General features: G+C 56.6%; 15 protein-coding genes and 1 pseudogene. 9 read left to right on the forward strand and 7 right to left on the reverse strand.

The window, feature by feature from the left end; all coding sequences use genetic code 11:
* Window positions 1–125 precede the first annotated feature (125 nt).
* On the forward strand, window positions 126–1,463 hold the full coding sequence (locus P3T22_RS29025) for an MFS transporter (RefSeq protein ID WP_429326828.1): 1,338 nt from the start codon (window positions 126–128) through the stop codon (window positions 1,461–1,463).
* A 141-nt stretch (window positions 1,464–1,604) separates the two neighbouring features.
* On the opposite strand, the gene P3T22_RS29030 is transcribed toward P3T22_RS29025, so the two are convergent.
* The 3 genes from P3T22_RS29030 to P3T22_RS29040 all read right to left on the reverse strand — a co-directional run bounded on the left by P3T22_RS29030 (window position 1,605) and on the right by P3T22_RS29040 (window position 4,797).
* Window positions 1,605–1,877 carry a hypothetical protein gene (locus P3T22_RS29030; protein WP_429326829.1) on the reverse strand — a complete coding sequence of 91 codons (273 nt, stop codon included), beginning with the start codon at window positions 1,875–1,877 and terminating at the stop codon, window positions 1,605–1,607.
* Window positions 1,878–3,031: 1,154 nt separating this feature from the next.
* Window positions 3,032–4,477 (reverse strand): IS1182 family transposase, encoded by a 1,446-nt coding sequence (locus P3T22_RS29035; protein WP_429326830.1) that lies wholly within the window; start codon window positions 4,475–4,477, stop codon window positions 3,032–3,034.
* Window positions 4,478–4,509: 32 nt separating this feature from the next.
* Window positions 4,510–4,797, reverse strand: a complete 288-nt coding sequence (locus P3T22_RS29040) for a hypothetical protein (RefSeq protein ID WP_429326831.1) — start codon at window positions 4,795–4,797, stop codon at window positions 4,510–4,512.
* A gap of 95 nt (window positions 4,798–4,892) precedes the next feature.
* Between P3T22_RS29040 and ltrA the strand changes: the two genes are divergently transcribed.
* The 3 genes from ltrA (at window position 4,893) to P3T22_RS29055 (ending at window position 10,066) form a co-directional block, all read left to right on the forward strand.
* Window positions 4,893–6,371, forward strand: a complete 1,479-nt coding sequence (gene ltrA, locus P3T22_RS29045; protein ID WP_429326832.1) for a group II intron reverse transcriptase/maturase — start codon at window positions 4,893–4,895, stop codon at window positions 6,369–6,371.
* A 393-nt stretch (window positions 6,372–6,764) separates the two neighbouring features.
* The gene (locus tag P3T22_RS29050) at window positions 6,765–8,471 is read left to right on the forward strand and encodes a hypothetical protein (RefSeq protein ID WP_429326833.1); all 1,707 of its coding nucleotides are present in this window, start codon (window positions 6,765–6,767) and stop codon (window positions 8,469–8,471) included.
* A 1,238-nt stretch (window positions 8,472–9,709) separates the two neighbouring features.
* On the forward strand, window positions 9,710–10,066 hold the full coding sequence (locus tag P3T22_RS29055; protein WP_082855431.1) for a septal ring lytic transglycosylase RlpA family protein: 357 nt from the start codon (window positions 9,710–9,712) through the stop codon (window positions 10,064–10,066).
* Window positions 10,067–10,336: 270 nt separating this feature from the next.
* Here the strand turns inward: P3T22_RS29055 and P3T22_RS29060 are convergent, their stop codons facing one another.
* Window positions 10,337–11,278, reverse strand: coding sequence for a LysR family transcriptional regulator (locus P3T22_RS29060; protein ID WP_429326834.1), 942 nt, complete (start codon window positions 11,276–11,278; stop codon window positions 10,337–10,339).
* Between the two features lie 102 nt (window positions 11,279–11,380).
* On the opposite strand from P3T22_RS29060, the gene P3T22_RS29065 reads away from it, so the two are divergent.
* The 4 genes and pseudogenes from P3T22_RS29065 to P3T22_RS29080 all read left to right on the forward strand — a co-directional run bounded on the left by P3T22_RS29065 (window position 11,381) and on the right by P3T22_RS29080 (window position 15,258).
* The gene (locus P3T22_RS29065; protein WP_063500130.1) at window positions 11,381–12,220 is read left to right on the forward strand and encodes an SDR family oxidoreductase; all 840 of its coding nucleotides are present in this window, start codon (window positions 11,381–11,383) and stop codon (window positions 12,218–12,220) included.
* Between the two features lie 170 nt (window positions 12,221–12,390).
* Window positions 12,391–12,518: pseudogene (locus P3T22_RS29070) on the forward strand (ABC transporter substrate-binding protein); the annotation flags it as partial.
* Between the two features lie 161 nt (window positions 12,519–12,679).
* Window positions 12,680–13,585 carry an SDR family oxidoreductase gene (locus P3T22_RS29075; RefSeq protein WP_063500129.1) on the forward strand — a complete coding sequence of 302 codons (906 nt, stop codon included), beginning with the start codon at window positions 12,680–12,682 and terminating at the stop codon, window positions 13,583–13,585.
* 32 nt (window positions 13,586–13,617) lie between these two features.
* Window positions 13,618–15,258: an acyl-CoA synthetase gene (locus tag P3T22_RS29080; RefSeq protein ID WP_063500128.1), complete on the forward strand. Its 1,641-nt coding sequence runs from the start codon at window positions 13,618–13,620 to the stop codon at window positions 15,256–15,258.
* Between the two features lie 378 nt (window positions 15,259–15,636).
* On the opposite strand, the gene P3T22_RS29085 is transcribed toward P3T22_RS29080, so the two are convergent.
* Complete coding sequence (locus tag P3T22_RS29085) at window positions 15,637–16,287, reverse strand: cysteine hydrolase family protein (protein ID WP_236721018.1); 651 nt, start codon at window positions 16,285–16,287, stop codon at window positions 15,637–15,639.
* 231 nt (window positions 16,288–16,518) lie between these two features.
* A complete protein-coding gene (locus P3T22_RS29090) occupies window positions 16,519–17,007 on the reverse strand; it encodes a GNAT family N-acetyltransferase (RefSeq protein WP_429326835.1) in 489 nt (162 codons plus the stop codon).
* A 332-nt stretch (window positions 17,008–17,339) separates the two neighbouring features.
* Between P3T22_RS29090 and P3T22_RS29095 the strand changes: the two genes are divergently transcribed.
* Window positions 17,340–17,966: a LysE family translocator gene (locus P3T22_RS29095; protein ID WP_429326836.1), complete on the forward strand. Its 627-nt coding sequence runs from the start codon at window positions 17,340–17,342 to the stop codon at window positions 17,964–17,966.
* Here the strand turns inward: P3T22_RS29095 and P3T22_RS29100 are convergent.
* Window positions 17,934–18,206, reverse strand: a complete 273-nt coding sequence (locus tag P3T22_RS29100) for a hypothetical protein (RefSeq protein WP_148662376.1) — start codon at window positions 18,204–18,206, stop codon at window positions 17,934–17,936. The genes P3T22_RS29095 and P3T22_RS29100 overlap by 33 nt on opposite strands.
* Between the last annotated feature and the right edge of the window lie 194 nt (window positions 18,207–18,400).

Consider the following 18,400-nt stretch of genomic DNA (forward strand, 5'->3'; position numbering starts at 1 on the left):
TGCTCTGACGGTATGGAGGCAGTCCCATTCGGTATTGGCGGAATAATGCGGGTTCGCATAACCTGAGGCCCGTTACCGACCCCTATAAAACAAAAGCGACGCTGTCGCGCACGCACGGAGACATCTTGAGCAAGCCTCTCGACATCGCATCGCTCATTGATCGCGAGCCGCTTCGGCTCTATCAGTGGGGCATCTTCCTTCTTTGCTTTGCAACCACGGTGTTCGATGGTTTCGACACGCAAGCCATCGCTTTTACGGGCCCGGCGATTGTCGCGACGTTCGGCTTGCGTCCGGGCGATCTCGCGCCCATCCTGATTGCCGGGACGCTCGGCATGACGATCGGCGCGATGACGTTGGGTCTGATCGGCGACAGGGTAGGCCGCCGTCCGGCGCTGCTCGTTGGAGTCGCTGTGTTCAGCGTTGCGTCGCTGCTGACGGCCTGCGCGAGTGGCACCGCGCAGATTCTGGCTTTGCGATTCATCGCCGGACTCGGCATGGGCGGCTGTACACCGGTTCTGCTCGCCCTTGCCGCGGAGTACGGCTCGGCGCGCCACCGAGGCTCGATCATGACGGGTGTTCTGCTGGGCCTGCCGGCAGGAGCGATGCTGGGTGGACTGCTGGCGGCGCGCATGATGCCTGTGATCGGATGGCAGGGCGTGTTCGTCGTCGGCGGAGGGGCGCCGCTGCTGCTCCTCGTCGTGCTGTATTTTGCGTTGCCGGAGTCTCTCCAATATCTGGTTAGTCGGTCAAGCAACGACAGCGCGCAGCGTGTGCGCAACACACTGCGTCGCATCGTGAGCGTCGCGTTGCCGGCCGACGCGATATTTCAGGTCCCGGGGACGGCCGCACGCGCCAGCGTTACCGCACTGTTCAGCAATGGCAATGCGCGCAACACCATTGCTATCTGGGCCGTATATCTGTGCAACTGGGTTGCGTGGTTCATGTTCCTCTCGTGGCTGCCCACCGTGCTGAAAGCCGCGGGCCTGCCCGTTTCGCAAGCGCCGATGGGTACGGTAATCGTGAATGCAGTGTTCATCGTCTGTGCCATTCCCCTCTCGATGCTTCTTCCCAAAGTGAACACTCGCCGTTTGCTGATGGTGCTGCTAGGACTTGGCATTGCGATTTCCGCCGGGCTTGCTTATGCCGGAACTGAGTGGGGCCTGGTCTTTGCGCTTGCGGGGGCGGCAGGGCTTGGTATCGGCGGTCAGCAAATCGCGCTGAACTATCTGGTGGTGGGCGCCTATCCGACGACACTGCGCGCAACGGCGACCGGGTGGGCGATCGGAATGGGCCGGGTCGGTGCGATCGCGGGTTCCGCTATAGGCGGTACGGTCCTTGCGCACGGAGGCCCGGGCGGATTCTATCTGGCGTTGGCTGTACCTCTTGCGGCAGCGATGCTTGCCGTCATCGCGATTCGCACGACGGCGCGCGTGGCCGACAGCGATGTTGTCGTAGCGCATTGATCTACCACCGTCGCCGCAGCGAAGGCCTATGACGTCCCCAGACGCGTGTGTCCGCCTGGGGATTCCGCAGGCCGTCGAGGAGGGCGATGCGCAGGGCGAAATCTGGAAGGAGTCGCCGCTTCGCCAACACAACGGTTTGGGCTATTGGGCCGCCGTGAGTTTGGGGCTTGTCCTCAATGCCTGCCAGCCCGTCTGCGGGTCCATTCGCTGATCGCTTACTTGCTCGATGCCGCCTTTCAACACCGCTTCACAAAAGGCCAGACGGGCTCGGTAGTAATCTGCGTGCATCTGAGCGTCGAGGATGCGTTGTTCAGCCTGGAAGAGTTCCAGACGCAATTCTCGCAACGCTTTTTCGGCCTGCTTCTCCGGAGTAAGTGCGTTGCGTACAGCACAGTTGGCTATCCACCGCAGCATGATGAACTCCTCTCATCGTCAGGTGACATTCCGCCGGCTTCAAATCGGACTTTGAAGCCGGGGGTGCAAAACGCCACTGTCCCGACCACTTATTCATACAGCCACTGGTGAGTCAGCGCTATCAATAATCAGGGAGTACCTGTGCGTCACACTGCGCGGTAGATCACGTTGTTGCGAAAAAATTTCTCACCGCCTATGCAACCGGCTTTTCCGCTTCTGTGGCGAGATCATATGGATACACGTGACATGCACCTGAAGCTGCCGCACATCACTTGCGTGTGGCGACGTCACTTCCTCGAGATGACGCGTGAGCAATCGACGAACGTATGCGCGCGCCCCTCTGCGTAACGCACTGCCTCGTCAGTGGACAAAAATTCAACCGTCTCGGCAAAACGTGCAATCACGTTTGCCTGGATGAAGGGCTCCCGCTTATACACGTACCACGCGACTGAGTAACGCCGCTCGGCACCGTTGAACGACACGGATTGATTCTCCGTCACCTCGACGTAAACGCCGTGCCCCCGATATGGTTCGCAAGAATGGCCGTACATATTTCCTCCCCAGCGTCTGCGCACTGGACAAGTTAGGCTATGCAACAAGCATTCTAGGCTATGCAACAACCGTTCCAGGACGTTCGTTCGTTACAGAATGCGCGCCTCGTGATGCCGCAACGAGGGGGACTTACGTGTCATGATCGGTCGGATAAGGTACTTCAGTTTGCCGTGGCCGGATGGCGCCTGCGTGAACCACTTCAGCGAGTCGATTCGTTCGGTACCGCGCCGATCGGCGGAATGCCCTGGCCTTGATTGGAGTTTGCAATCAGGCGCCAGGCATGCGATGGAATTCTTCGATCATGCGCTTTTTTGCATCCGCGAGCTCCTGGTCCAGGCACGCCAGCATACGTCGCGCTTCCGTCGCGTCGATGCCCACCGGCCTCGCCGCGTCGATTCGCTCTTTTGTCCTAGCGACTTCGATGGTCAGCTCCCGACCCAGGCTGTGTGGAAACCCGATGGAATTACAATGCGACGCATGACCGCTGACCCCAGCGGCACGTTTGGCTGCCTTTGCGGCCATCACGGCGACGACGGGAAGGCGAGCCTCTCCGATGCGTTCCAGACGAGTTTAAGAGCTTTGTTTCAGGACCTACGGGGTGCTCACGCACCCACCCGCCGCATTGCCTTCATCGTCTTCTTGAAGCCCAGGATTCTCAGCACTCGAGTGAGATTGTAGGCGAGTACGTTCAAACTCATCTCGGTACCTACGTTTGGCAACCTGCGCGTCAGGAAGTGCGTGTAGCCCATCCAGTGCTTGAACGTTCCGAAGACATGTTCGACGGTTCGCCTGCGCACTGTCATCGCGTCAGGCGTCTTGTCCAGCCGACGTTGAACTGCTTCCAGCACCGACTCATGCTCCCATCGACTTATCCGTCGTTGGCCGCTGGGCGTGCACTGTGACTTTATTTGGCATTGCGAATAGGCGCTGCTCCAGTATCGGTGTAGCTGCATCCCGTGTTCCTCGCTGGTGTAACGGTAAATTGCCCGTTCTCCAGCTGGACATTGGTATTCGTCGTCCCGCGCAATGTAGATAAGGTCTGCCTTGTCGAATCGGCCATGGTATTTCGCACCTGACGTTGTCGGCTTCGGCAGCATGACCGCAATCCCCGCATCGGCGCACTCCTTGATCTGAGGCCCACTGTAGTAGCCACGATCGGCGACTGCCCGCAGTCTGGTCTTACCCATCGCGTCGCGCGCAGCTTTTGCCATGGGGCTAAGCTGCGCCCGGTCACTGCCAGAGTTTGTGACCTCGTGAGCCACGATGAGGTGGTGTTTGGCGTCTACTGCCACCTGTACGTTGTAGCCCACCATTCCCGAGCCTTTGCCGCTCGTCGCCATGGAGCGCGCGTCGGGATCAGTCATCGAGAGTTGGCCATCAGGCTGCGTCTTCAGTTGCTCCTTGATCTGTTCGAGGTTTCGCATCTGCTCGCGCAAGCGTGCGATCTTGTCCTGCAAGCGGGTCGTCTTCGCTTCCAGCTCAGCGGGTTGCGTACGATCGGCAGTCTCCAGAGCGTTCAGATACCGCTGGATGCTCTCCTCGATCTGCTTCTGGCGCTTATCGACCTTACCCTCGGTGAAGTTGCGATCGCGAGTGTTGACTGCCTTGAACTTGCTACCGTCGATGGCAACAAGCGCTTGCGAGAACAGCTTCAGCTCACGGCACAGGACAACGAAGCGGCGACATACGTTGCGGATGCCGGTACCGTTGTCACGACGGAAGTCAGCTATGGTCTTGAAGTCCGGCGCCAAACGGCCTGTGAGCCACATCAATTCAACATTGCGTTGGCATTCACGCTCCAGGCGGCGGCTCGACTGAACCCGGTTCAGGTAGCCGTAGATGTAGATCTTCAGCAGCACGGCCGGATGATAGGACGGGCGACCTGTAGTCGATGGCATCGCTCCATCGAAGCCCAGCGGTCCAAGGTCAAGCTCTTCAACGAACGCCTCGATGATCCTGACCGGATTGTCCTCGGCGACGAAGTCATCAAGGCATTCTGGAAGCAGCGTTACCTGCTTGCGATCTTCGCCTTCTATGAATCGCTTCATCCGGTCACCCAAGCTGAATGAGTTAATCCAGTTTAGGTGATCATGGCGTTTTCACACAGGTGCGCCGGGAGACCGGCAAGGAGTAAGTGGTGCAAGTCCACTACGATGAAGGAATAGCGAACCACATCGGCCCCGAGCCGTGCGCAGGCATCCGTGAGGATGTCGGCGAAGCGTCGGCAGGGGTACGTGCAGGCCAGCCATTGAGCCACGATAGAAAACTGATTCCGGGTGCCGACGCTGTCTGTGTAGCGGAAGGCAAAACGTCTGAGCGCGCAATCGCGAGCGCCCGGATGACCCGGCGTGGTCGTAGAACCTGGCATGTACGCACGCTCCTTGTTTGGGAACCGGGAGATCTCCAGTCCGGCCTGTCTCAGGATGGACAGGTCCGCGTCGGGAAGGCGAGGAGCCGTAGCCGATGATGAACGGACGGGAGAAGTCAGACTCCGCCGTAGTAGCGATGAAGCCCGCGAACAAGGCTGGGGAACCAGCTACGGAGTGGGTGGAGCCAAGGGCGGGGACCAAGGGGAACACGGGTCAGCCACACACGCACCGGGCGCAGAACCGGGCAAGCGTGCCACAGGGGCTGGAACGTGTACGGCAAGCTGCAAGACAGCGGAAGAAGGAGCGGTTCACCGCGCTTCTACACCACGTCACAGTCGACCGACTTCGAATGGCATTCTTTGCGCTCAAACGCAATGCGGCTCCCGGAGTGGATGGCCTGACGTGGCGGTACTACGAGGCAGAACTGGAAGAGAATCTCCAGCGCCTGTTCTCGCAGGTACAGAGCGGAGCGTACCGGGCACTGCCTGTTCGGCGACAGTACATACCGAAGCCGGACGGCAAACAGCGCCCGCTGGGGATTGCCGCGCTGGAAGACAAGATCGTCCAGCGTGCGGTGGTGGAAGTGCTGAACGCGATATACGAGGAAGACTTTCTTGGTTTCTCGTACGGGTTTCGGCCCGGGCGTAGTCAACATGATGCGCTGGATGCGTTGGCGACGGCCATCACCCACACCCCGGTGAACTGGATTCTGGACGCGGATCTTCGGAGCTTCTTCGACTCGGTTAGCCAGAGTTGGCTTGTCCGTTTCATTGAGCACCGAATCGGCGACCAGCGCATCATCCGCCTTGTGCGCAAGTGGCTCAAGGCGGGTGTTCTGGAAGACGGAGAGCTGAGCGTCAGTGAGACCGGTACACCACAGGGATCAGTAGCTTCACCGCTGTTCGCGAACGTGTACCTGCACTACGTCTTCGATCTCTGGGCCAACCGGTGGCGACGGCGAGAAGCCAAAGGCAACGTGATCATCGTGCGGTATGCGGATGATATCGTTGTGGGCTTCGAACACGAAGCTGACGCGCGGCGCTTCCGGGATGCGATGCGATCGAGGCTGGAAGAGTTCTCGCTTGAGCTACATCCGGACAAGACGAGGCTGCTGGAGTTCGGCCGCTATGCAGCGGTCAACCGCCAGAGCCGGGGTCGTGGCCGACCGGAGACCTTCACCTTCCTGGGTTTCATCTTTATCTGCGGCAGGTCTCGTCGCGGGGCCTTCCAGTTACAGCGGAAGACTCGAGGGGATCGCATGCGGGCGAGACTCAGGCAGATCAAGGAGGCGCTACGGAAGCGCATGCACGAACCGATTCCAGTACAAGGGCATTGGCTCAGGCAGGTGGTTCACGGATACTTTGCGTATCATGCGGTGCCCACCAACGCACGGGCACTCGTCGCATTCCGACATCACGTCACCGATCTATGGCGGCGCACGCTCCGGCGGCGCAGTCAGAAGGACGCCATGACGTGGGAGCGAATGAGACGAATCGCCAATGCCTGGCTTCCGCCCCCTCGAATCCTTCATCCGTGGCCTGATCGGCGCTTCGCCGTCAAACACCCGAGGTAGGAGCACGGTGCCCGAATTGGGCACGCCGGGATCTGTGCGGGGGGTGCTCAGTAATGGGCATCCCTACCGCGATCCTCGACCCGTTCCTGCCCCTCGAACCAGCATTGCGTGTACGGCAGCTTTTAGCCAGCATCTTGTCGTTCACCTAACGACGGCACGAGCCATCACAGCGGCCGTCAATTGGACTCAAGCAGTACTCGCGTGAGGTCGCAACTTACGTTCGCAAAGACCTCGGTTACTACTTGTGTTGGAACGTTAGTCTGCGGCATCAGCCAGACTGAGCGACCGAGACTTTCGCACGGCTTGCTCCCAAGAGCCTATCTCTTAAGGCTCCATCGGATCCGCATCAATGGTAAGGTTTAGTTAGTACAATGACTTCCCCGACCGACTGCGATGAACAACGCCAACGAACTGCAAAAAATCTACGTAAGCCGTCCTTTTAAGACTCGAAACGCAGACGAATACGATCTAAGTGCAATTCTCAAGCTGTTCGTTAATCCACTCGATGGATTAACCACACCTTTCGATTTTGAGAATAGTATTATTAAGGGGCGAATGGGCTCGGGGAAAACAATGTATCTCCGAGCGAACCACGCATACTACCTCTTTAGTTTGTTGCCAACGCTTGAATCGGGGGAGCCGGTCATCCTCCCGGTCATGATCCGCCTGAGCGATTTTCAACATTTGAATACCCCTCAGGAAATATACCGGTCAATTATCATAAAAGTAATTGAAGAGTTAACTTCAATTTACGAGCACTTGCAAAACGTAAAAGATCTGGGCCGCATTCATATGGGCATGAAATCATTAGTGGCGGATCCTGCTTATATGCAGAAAATGGGTTCGGCACTAAGAAAATTAGTGACGCTTGGCAGCGAAGAGTATGTCGACAAGTTAACATCCGAAATCGGTCTGAAGGGTGGCGCCAAGCCAGGGTTTTTTGAGCTATCCATCGATTATAAGCAAACGAAATTTTCTGAAATCAAGCAAAAACCCAACCCGGGAATCAAGGATATTGAAGAGTGCTACCGTCGACTATTTGACGACAGCGATGCAAAGATCTTGCTTCTAATCGACGAAGCCGGAGCGCTTGATAAACAATTCTTCAAAGAAGCAGAGTCCGCATCGCTCTTCGAAGTATTGATGAACCAGTTCAGAACTGCGAATTTTATTCGGACCAAGATTGCGCTCTATCCGCACTCGTATTCCGATATATTGACAGAAACCCGTTACGGCGATGTCGTAAAGTTGGAGGAGAATATCTACGACATAACAAGCTATAAAGGGCTGAGAAGACGAACCATTGAAATTATTGCGAACTATACAGGGCAGGAGGAGGAGACGGTAGCCGCTGATGAAATTTTTGAAATTGAAGCCGGCAATGATTTTGGCGATGGTGTTGAACAGTTGATTTACGCCTCCAACGGAAATCTTAGAAGATTAATCCAGCTTCTTGATTCGGCAATGTCTGAGGCATACGCTATCCACAAAGGCTTTGGACGAGTCGCGCTGGATAGTTGCCTGCTTGCATTGCAAAAGAACTCGAGCCGTCAGGAGGAACAATACACTGTGGTCGATAGGGATTTTCTGGAAGTTTTGAGTTCTGTATGCAAGAGTCGCTCGACGTTCCGGTTTCAATTTCCGTATATGTCTCCGGTGCTAAGTAAGTTCACGAATCGATCTCAAGAATTTAATGTGATCAACGTTCTTGAACTCGGTTCTGGGCGCAAGGGGACCACGTATGCATTTGATTACTCGTTTTGCGTGAGCCACGATATACCGACGCATTATCTGAAAAATACAGAAAAGATTGATCGAGAACGGTCGCTGAAAAACGGCGATTGGATTAGTCGCGTTTCGGGAATTTCTAACGATATCATCGAGCAAGCTAAGATACCTGGAAAGATAAATGGGGAAATTGAGTACGCAAACGGGAAAAACGCGTTTGTGCGGGGCGAGGATGGCAAAGAGTATTTTACTAACGTTGACTATATCATCGAGAGTGATCGAGAAAAGCCGCTGACGACCGGTAAGGCGATTCGGTTTTTCCCAACTTCGTTCGACAGTTCCTCGATTGCAATTGCTGTTGAGATTTTATGATTACCCCCCGTTCTTTTTGACCACATCGAACGCGACGATAAATACTCCTGCTATCCCTGGGGCTCGCTGTCTGGTCGGGACCGGCGTGTGAGCAGCTGTACGAGCACGTAATCGACCGGCAAGAGTGCGGCAACTCCTAGCTGTTGCCGTACTTGCTCACAGTAGAAGTTCGCAGCGGTCATCTCGCTTTCCCTTTCTTCAGCTCCAAGCCGACAACGGGATTGGGGGCTGGTTGATAATTGATGGGATGAGCGTCCACTGCCGAGTGCGGCTCCGACATTTGAATGTCCATTTGCGTGTGCGGTCGAACGGCCGAAACTGGCCGGTAATTATCTGACGGCAATGGCAACACGCATTCGGCCCAACATTGCCATAGGGAGGCATTCTGCTCAGCAACATAGTTGCCCCGTCGCGGACCATCAGGAACACTGCCGCCGGGTGTTCCGTTTGGCAAGAGGGTAGTGGAACGCTAGCTTCCCGATAGCCACCCGATGTTTTGTCCAATTGGTACAGGTGAATCTGACCGTCAAGAGCGCAAGCGACCATAGCATCCCCGCTCGGAAGCAACAGTTATTGCGCGAACGCACCGGAAATCACCGCACTGAAGAATTTCGCCGGACCGCCGCCGCTAACCATACTTTGTCGTCGCAGCTTCCAGGTTATAACGGTCGTTCACGTGGTCATCTCTGCCAGCGCGTACTCGACACTGAGCGGTCCATCGCACCGCAGGTGATAATATCCGTTGAACCTTATGCAGACGCATTACTCACGAGTTGCCTTGCAAACCCGTTCGACGTCCGGAACGTTGTGGACGTTGCATCGTGGCGAGCAGCCGGAACAATTGGGCGGTGCAGCGTGTAACTTCGCGCACCGGGCGAGATTGGTGGCCGTTATGATAGCCATGTGGCCCCAGGCAAATGAATACGTATTTCACGTATTTTCGTCATGGCCAGTACCAATCGCATCGGCGACACCTGCAATGAAATAAGGGTCGGACTGACAGACCCACTGCATGAGATCTAATAAAAATTGTCAAGATGTTATTTCGCCCGGGCACGCGGCTTGCCTGAACTTTTTGAGAACGTTAAAACCATGCCTCATTAACTGACATGTGGTCTATGGTGCTATCACTCCGCTATTTGGGAGTTTTGGGAATCTGCGCTTTGTTCGCGGCTTGCGGACAGATTGCGTCCGACCATGCTGCGTGCAGAGTTGATTCCTGTCGCATGCGACACGAGATGTTGCAATCCGGCGAGGCGTCATGGTATTCGGCAACGTTCCAGGGGCATCTGACCGCAAACGGAGAACGCTATGATGGCGGCGCATTAACGGCTGCCCATCGAACATTGCCGCTCGGCAGCTATGTGCGCGTCAGTTCGTTGGCAACAGGAAAGTCGGTTGTCGTGCGTATCAACGATCGCGGACCATACATCAAACACCGAATTATCGATCTCTCTTATGCCGCGGCGAAGACCCTGGGTTTGACAGACGCACGGTCGATGCAAGTACGGATTGAACGTGTAGAGAGCACGGCGAGCACAGAGACGGAGTCGGACGGCGGTGGAATCTTGACGACGGGAAACGGCAGTCGGTAGAAAACACGCGGAGCGTCAACGGCGTTGTGCCGCTCGCGCGGTAGGGGCTACGGTCTGACGCTGAAGGTTAGGGAGAGGCCGATCACGTTCGTGTAACGGTTGACCGTTGATTGCGGCAAACCGGCCATTCGGATTTTGCATCCTGATTCGAATGGCCGTCGGTACAGTCGGCGGTTGTTTCCACTGTCTAATGGTCGCGCGATGCTTACCTTCGTGCGGAATTTGTCGGCCCGACGCAGACTTTCGGTCGCCGAAAAAATGGTCGTACTACTACACGTCTGTCGCGGGCACGGTTGCTGACATTCCAATCGTCTCCGGGCTGGAATGCGCCAGCACGTAGTTCACCAGGGCCTTCAGCTTGGCAGGCTGCTGGCGTCTGCTCGGGTAGTACAGGTAGAACCCGGGGAAAATCGGTGAGAAGCTGCTCAAGACTCGTTTCAACTTTCTGGCCCGGATGTGAGGAAGCGCGAGCTGCTCGAACGTGTACGCCAGTGCAATGCCATCCAGCGCAGCCTCAACCGAGAACAACGAGTCGCTAATCGTGAGGTTGCCGCTGATCTCGTATTCGACGATGCGGCCGTCAACCTCGAGCTCCCACTTGTGAATGGCCCCGCTGCCTGAAAACCTGAACCGAACGCAGTTGTGATGGATCAGATCGGACGGGTGGCGCGGCACGGGATGCTGCTTGAAGTAGTCAGGCGATCCAACGATGGATACGGCAACCGGGCCGCCGAGAGGCAGCGCGATCATATCCTTCTGGACACTCTCTCCCATTCGAATGCCGGCGTCGAACCCTCTTTCGACGATGTCCACGTAGCCCTCGTCATTCGTCAGCTCCACGTGGACGTCTGGATAGGCCTTCAGGAACCCGGCCAGCAGCGGCTGGAGGACCATCGCGGTCGAGATTCGCGCTGCGTTGATGCGCAGGACGCCCGATGGCCGGCCCTGAAGCTCATGAAGCTGCTCTCCGGCTTCCAGCACGTCGCTCAACGCCGGTCCAATCCGGGACAGGTATGCCTGTCCGGCTTCAGTGAGGCTGACGCTGCGCGTGTTCCGGTTGAGAAGCCTGACGTCGAGCCGGGCCTCCAGGTGGCGGATCGCCTGACTGAGCGCAGAAGGCGAAACCTCGAGCGCTGCCGCGGCGGCAGAGAAGCCACGGTGCTCCGCGACCTTCCAGAATGCGAGCAGTCCATCAAGCTGATTGAGTCTCATGCTTTGAAGAATATCTTCAAAGCATGTTCAGTACTAGGGTGTTTTTCTTCTCAGTCAATCTGCCTAGAGTGAAGAGCATTGACCAGGACTGGGAGTGTGAGCATGAGCAAAGTGTGGTTTATCACGGGTGCTGGCAGCGGTATCGGCGCTGGTACAGCCAGGGCCGCATTGAAGGCGGGTGATCGGGTCGTTGCTACAGGCAGGAACCTGGACAAAATGGGCAATGCCCTGCGCGACCTGGCCGGCGAGAATCTGGAGATTCTCCGGCTCGACGTCTCCGATGAGGCGCAGGCAACGACCGTGGTAGAAGAGGCGCAAAAGAAGTTCGGTCGTATCGATGTAGTCGTGAACAGTGCCGGATACAGCCTCTTAGGCAACTACGAGGAACTGGGAACGCAAGACATTCAACACCTGCTCGCGACGAACTTCTGGGGCGTGAGCAACGTGATGCGCGCAGCGCTGCCGATCATGCGCAGGCAGCGCTCCGGGAACATCATCAACGTCAGTTCCGTGGCAGGCGTGGTCGGCCTGATGCACTGCGGCGCCTACAGCGCGAGCAAGTTCGCCGTGGAGGGCCTTTCGCTTGCCGTGGCTGAGGAGGTCGGAAAGTTCGGCATCAAGATCACGGTGGTCGAGCCGGGATTCTTCCGCACGGACCTGCTGGACGCAGCCAACGCCAAATGGCCGGACAAGCGTATCGACGATTACGCAGCCGCCGAAGTCAGCGCCGAGGAAATGTGGTCCCCATACGCCGGCCAGCAACCGGGCGATCCGGACAAGCTCGGCCAGGTCCTGGTAGAGCTCGCGGGTTTGGACATTCCGCCGCGCGTGTTCGTGGCGGGAAGCGATGCACTGGCGGTGGTCGGGCCGGCTGTGGAGGCTCGGCTGAAGGCGGTGCACGCCCTGGAGTCGCTTTCGACGTCGACGGACGGTAGCTTCTAATCGCGAGGTGAGTCGCCCTTGCCACCACACACCTAAACCACGAAGGACTGCCCCATCGGTGGTCGCCTACGTGGTGGTGGCCTCGGTGCGGGAGTCGCGTCCCGTATTGCATAGTGTCACAGCCGGGGTGCATTGCAACCTGGCCTGACCCGACACAGTCAGCGGCGGCTATCCGCGCCGATGGAAGCATGATTCACGATATGTATCTGATGCGGGTTAAAACGCCTGCCGAGCCACTATCCCTGGCGAGCAGGCCTTTATCACCAAGGCAGAGACGCGCTGCAAACTATGGAATTAATTTCTCGTATTTTGGGTCTTTAAAGGTACTACTTTGCAAGCAAAGCTCGGACTGTGATCGAGCCACATGATTGCACCTGCAGCCGATTCACGGAGTTCCTTTTTTACGGAACAATCGGCACCAAAGGCCGGGCGCCCGCATCGCCAAATCGGAGAGACGATATGAAGGACCGCGTAAATGAATCAGTCAGTGCCCGCTACCGTTCGGTGTTTCGACCTGGCCTGTTTGACGGAAAAGTTGTGATGGTAACCGGTGCCGGAAGTGGCCTTGGCCGCTGCACGGCGCACGAGCTTACCTCGCTGGGCGCGACGCTGATCATGGTCGGACGGAATCCGGACAAATTGACTGCGGTTCGTGACGAGCTTAATGTGGACTATCCGGAAAGTGCAGACCGAATCGGCTTATATGCTTGCGATATTCGCGATGAAGCCAGCGTGAAACAGACGGTTGCGGCGGCTCTCGCGGACTTCGGCCACATCGATGGCCTGTTTAACTGTGCCGGTGGACAATTCCCGGCAAAGCTGGAAAAAATCTCACTGAATGGCTGGGACGCTGTAGTGCGTAACAACCTCCATGGGACATTCCTCATGTCGCGCGAGTGCTTTACCCAATGGATGGCGGGTCACGGTGGTGCGATCGTGAATATGCTGGCGGATATTTGGGGGGGCATGCCCGGGATGGGTCATTCGGGCGCCGCACGGGCGGGTGTCTGGAATTTGACCGAGACAGCAGCCTGTGAATGGGGGCATGCCGGCGTTCGGGTGAACGCCGTGGCGCCGGGGTGGATCGCCTCCGCAGGCATGGACAGCTATAACGAAGAATACCAGGCATTGCTTCGCAAACTGAAGCATAAAGTGCCGCTGCAACGTTTTGGTACCGAATCTGAGCTCGCGAGCGCTGCGATTTTCCTACTTTCGGAGGCATCGGCCTTCATTAACGGTACAGTGATCCGCGTGGACGGCGGGGTTCCCAACGCCCGACATTCCTGGCCGCTCGCCAACGCTGAGCGAGTCACCGAATATAACGGGTTCCCTCGCTACGAACCGCCTAAAGGGCTCCAGGATTAAGCACAGAGGTACTTCGATAGTTGGAGGCGGAGATGAAGCTAGAAGGACAGACGTACGAGAGTGTTACAGCGGACTTTGCGTGGAATATCCCTGCAAACTACAACATCGGTGTGGACGCCTGCGACAAATGGGCTGACGGTAGCGGGCGCGTTGCCCTCATTTATGAGGACCATGATGGGAAGGCTACGAAGTATTCGTTCGACCAGCTGAAATCGCTGTCGGGCCGTTTTGCAAATTCGCTTCTACGTCATGGTGCGCGCCGTGGTGACAGGGTCGCGATTTTCCTTCCTCAGTCTGCTGAAACGGCGATAGCGCATCTGGCTGTGTACAAAGCGGGCATGATTGCGGTTCCACTCTTTGCCTTGTTCGGCGTCGATGCTATTGAGCACCGCTTGGGCGACAGCGGCACCGTCGCGCTAATTACCGATCTTTCAGGCATCGAGAAATTACGGGACATCCGACAGTCGCTGCCAGAACTGCAAAGCATTTATAACGTCGACGGTGGGGAGGCGGGAACTCAAGCAGGGATTTATTCGTTCTGGGGCGAGTTGCAAGCTGCGTCCAGTGATTTCACACCCGTCGAAACGACGGCCGATGACCCCGCCGTCATTATTTATACGTCTGGAACTACCGGAAAATCTAAAGGGGCGCTTCATGCGCATCGGGTGCTGCTGGGACATCTTCCGGGCGTCGAGCTTTCACAGCAAGGATTTCCGACCGACGCGACCTTGATGTGGACCCCTGCTGATTGGGCCTGGATTGGGGGTCTCTTTGATGTCCTGCTCCCGGCGTGGCATCACGGCGTCCCGGTGCTCGCGAGGCGATTTGCGAAATTTGATGGAGAGGCGGCATTCGATCTGATGGAGCGTCACGGTGTATCGCATACGTTTCTTCCGCCGACAGCTTTGAAGATGATGCGTACTGTGGAGCGGCCGGAACGCTGGTCGTTGTCGCTTAAATCCGTTGCAAGCGGTGGTGAGACTTTGGGCGAGGAGCTGATCGAGTGGGGTAGGAACACGCTGGGTGTGACAATCAACGAGTTTTACGGTCAGACCGAGTGCAACGTCGTTCTCTCATCTTGCGCTGCCCTCTACGAGCCACGCATTGGCGCAATCGGTCGGTGCGTGCCGGGGCATCGCGTTAAGATCGTTGATGATGCGGGACAGGAGCAGCCACCCGGGACGATCGGGAATATCGGCGTCGAGAGCCCTGACCCTGTCATGTTCCTGGGCTACTGGCAGCATGAAGCAGCGACCCGCGAGAAGTATCGGGGCCGGTATCTCGTCACGGGAGATCTGGCGACCTGCGATGAGGATGGTTTCTTTCGCTTCGTCGGCCGCGACGACGACGTTATAACGAGCGCAGGATACCGCATCGGGCCCGGAGCAATTGAGGACTCTTTACTGCGCCACCCTGCTGTCTATATGGCTGCGGTTATTGGGGCGCCCGATAGTGCGCGCACAGAGATCGTGATGGCGTTTATCGTCCTCAACCCAGGGTTTGTCGGTGATGAAAATCTGGCGCGTGATATCCAGCAACATGTGAAAACCCGGCTTGCTGCTCACGAGTATCCTCGCGAAATTCGCTTCGTTGAAACCTTGCCAATGACCGCCACCGGTAAGGTAATGCGGAAGGAATTGCGTCTGCAAGTTGTCAGCGAAAATGGGACTTAGTCGTCCAGCGTACTCTCTGTTCCGAGCAGTCGAAACATCTAGGTACAGAGGAAATCATCGAGCTAAAAAGGCCACCTACAAACGCTTTCCTCGCTCAGCGTTTTACTGGCGCTCAAAGATGTGATGGGGGACGTCATAGAGATCTGACCGCTCGCGTAGCTGTCACGCGGTAGCTCGGGGAGTGGTCCCCGGGCGCATCGCCCACGTTGCAAACGCGTGTAGGCAACGCTCCGGTCGAGCGGATAAGCGTCTTGATTCCAACGGCCGGAGTCCGGCCAGTTTCGGTCACACAGGGCAGCGAACGTAGTGGCCAATTTGGGCCGGATTTCGGCCTCCCAACGGACCGCAGCATACGGCTTGGGCGGTTGCTTGCCGTATTCAGGGACCACACGGCGCGAAATCGACGTCTTTGCTCTCGATTACTCCGCCCGAGCGGCCAGGTGCCCTTTGCTTGCTCCAGTACATATTGGTGTGCCTGATCACGGCGTCCGGTGTCGGCGCGCCAGTTGTCGTCATGTCTTCAGTCGTATGGGCATCGCTGACCAGAGTGGCGTCATAGCCGCGCACGAGTGCGCCATGCAGGGTCGAGCGAACGCACATGTCCGTCTGCGCTCCGGTCACAATGAGTTTGCCTACGCCGAGCCTGGATAGAACCTGCTCTAGATCAGTGTCTTCAAACGCATCGCGATAACTTTTTTCGACAACCGCTTCCCCTGGCGCTGGAGCAAGTTCGGCAACAAACTGCCATGCTTCGCTGCCCTCCTTGAGGTCTTCGTCGGTGTGCTGGACCCAAACAACTGGCACGTGCGCGGTGCGTGCCCGCTCAATGAGCACGTTGACCGCGTCGAGCACTTCATTGCATCGATATGCGTTCGCGACGACTTCATTTTGAAGATCGATCACGACAAGTGCGGTGTTGGGGCGACCGGCTAACGTAGTCATGAGCAGAAACCTCTTGAGGAAAGAACGTATCTTAGCGGGATTTACAGCTCGCAATGCGACGGCAACCTTGAGGTGTTCACCGGACACTCGTACGTGGCACGCGAAGGTCCCTTGTGGGTCGAGATGTGCCTGACGCGTCGGGCAGCACGCGGCCGAGGCCGTGTGAAAACGCAAGCTAAAAGTAGCAGTCGAATAAATCGACCCTTCAGATCGCGCCATATCGGCTTGGCGGCACCTTGGGAAAGGTAAAACGACGCCCGAAAACCGAGTACTTTTCCGTTTTCACACGGCCTCGGCCGCACCCAGCCGAACGACCTTTCATCGGTCGAACCGGTACAGCGTCGCATTGCAGTCGTCGATGGGCAGAGAATGGACGACATATTTGCCGTCGGATAAAACGGGGACAACCTTTGCCCAGAACGCCGCTGCTCCCAAATTTTCCCTGACGTGCCATATCTGCCAACGGCCGGGGAATTTGCACAGCAAATCGGACACGACCCGCGTTCCCACACCTAGACCGCGATAACGCCGCGCTACGAAAAAGTAGCCGATATTGTGCTGCGCCCCTGCGGCATGAACCTCGTCGTCGACGATCACGAAACCGGCAATTTGGGCGTCAACAAGAATGAGAAGTGGAATCGTCGTTGGACTGGAAAGATATTCAACCTTCGGACGGATAGCGAAGAACCCGTCTTCCGCAAACGAAAGCGGAACCCACTCGCTGAAGTCATAGTTATAAAACTGCATCAGGTTCACGATTAGCTGATGATCCGATTTCTCAGCCTGCTTCAATTCGATATGTGGCATGTGAAGACTCGATACGGACTGTGCGCGTTAGTGGCCCGATGGCAAAGCCTCTGCAGATTGTCGACGATTCATCCAGCAATGTCGAACGGCCGAAAGTGGCCGCGTAGTGCCTCATGCAAAGAGCATACGCGACCTGAGCCGCGTGAATCTCTGATCGGCGGCACGCGACCCACAAGGGACAGCCAGCTCACCTGAAAGCGGACATTAAGGCTGCCCTAACTGACCCAATGCGGGCAGATCGACAATGGCGGCAACAATATTTTTTCACCGCCCTCAAGCCCTGTTTATGGCAAGCTTTGTCCGCCCCCTCCCGAGATTGAACCGGAGAAACTATGAGTCTGCATACATACATGCTCTTTGTAGCCGCGAGTCTTGTTCTTTGTCTCGTGCCTGGTCCCGACATGTTGTTCATGCTTGGGCGAACAATTGCACAAGGACGTGCGGCAGGGCTATGTGCTGCGTTCGGAATTAATCTCGGCGCCTATGTGCATTTGCTCGCTGCGGTAACTGGTCTCTCGGCGCTTTTCTTGGCATCAGCAACGGCGTTCACCGCTGTAAAGTGGGTCGGTGCGGCTTATCTCATTTACCTTGGCTTGGGAGCATTGCGCTCCAAGGGAATTGCTCTCCCTGTCAGCGGTGATGCCAAGAAAAAAGCTTTACATCTCATCTTCTGGCAAGGCTTTCTCAGCGACGTCTTGAATCCGAAAGTCGCTCTGTTTTACATCGCATTGCTTCCTCAGTTCATGAACGCACAAGACCCGAGTCCTGTGAAGCATCTCATTGCGTTAGGCGTGATTGGCAATATGGTCGGAATATCAACGAGTATCACCTACGTGTTTCTTGCGGCGAGAATGACAGGCGCACTTCGTCGTAACCAGGCTATTTCCGCATGGTTGACTAAGACCATGGGCGCCTTGTTTGTCGGGCTAGGTCTGAAGTTGGCAACAGAGAAAATTTGATGAAGCTAGCCAATTGTTGATGATCTGGTCCACGATGCCGAACGACTCAAACTGGCCGAGATGGAATGGACCGTCTGCATACAGTAATGCCAAATAAAAACCGGATGCGTGGTCGAAATCTGCAATAACGATAAGGACATGCGAAAGTATAGTGCCGGTTCCTGTTGAAGCGACGAGATAACGGCAATGGTCAATGATGCGCTTGCGCACCTTTGTTGCGGGCACATCGTTGTCGTCCAATCCAGTGCCGCGGGCGAATTATGCAATACGGATCGCATTGAAAGTTATTCGTTAGAAAATTCACACGCCATCGACTTCTTTTTGTCTCTATATCGTCATTGCCAACCTATAACTTCTCTCCGTCGTAATGCTTTGTAAGAGAGAGGCAGCGTCTCCACGCAGGGAGCTGCTCGTTGTTACCACACGCCACATTA

The organism is Paraburkholderia sp. GAS348 (genome assembly GCF_050434205.1).
Taxonomy (GTDB): domain Bacteria; phylum Pseudomonadota; class Gammaproteobacteria; order Burkholderiales; family Burkholderiaceae; genus Paraburkholderia.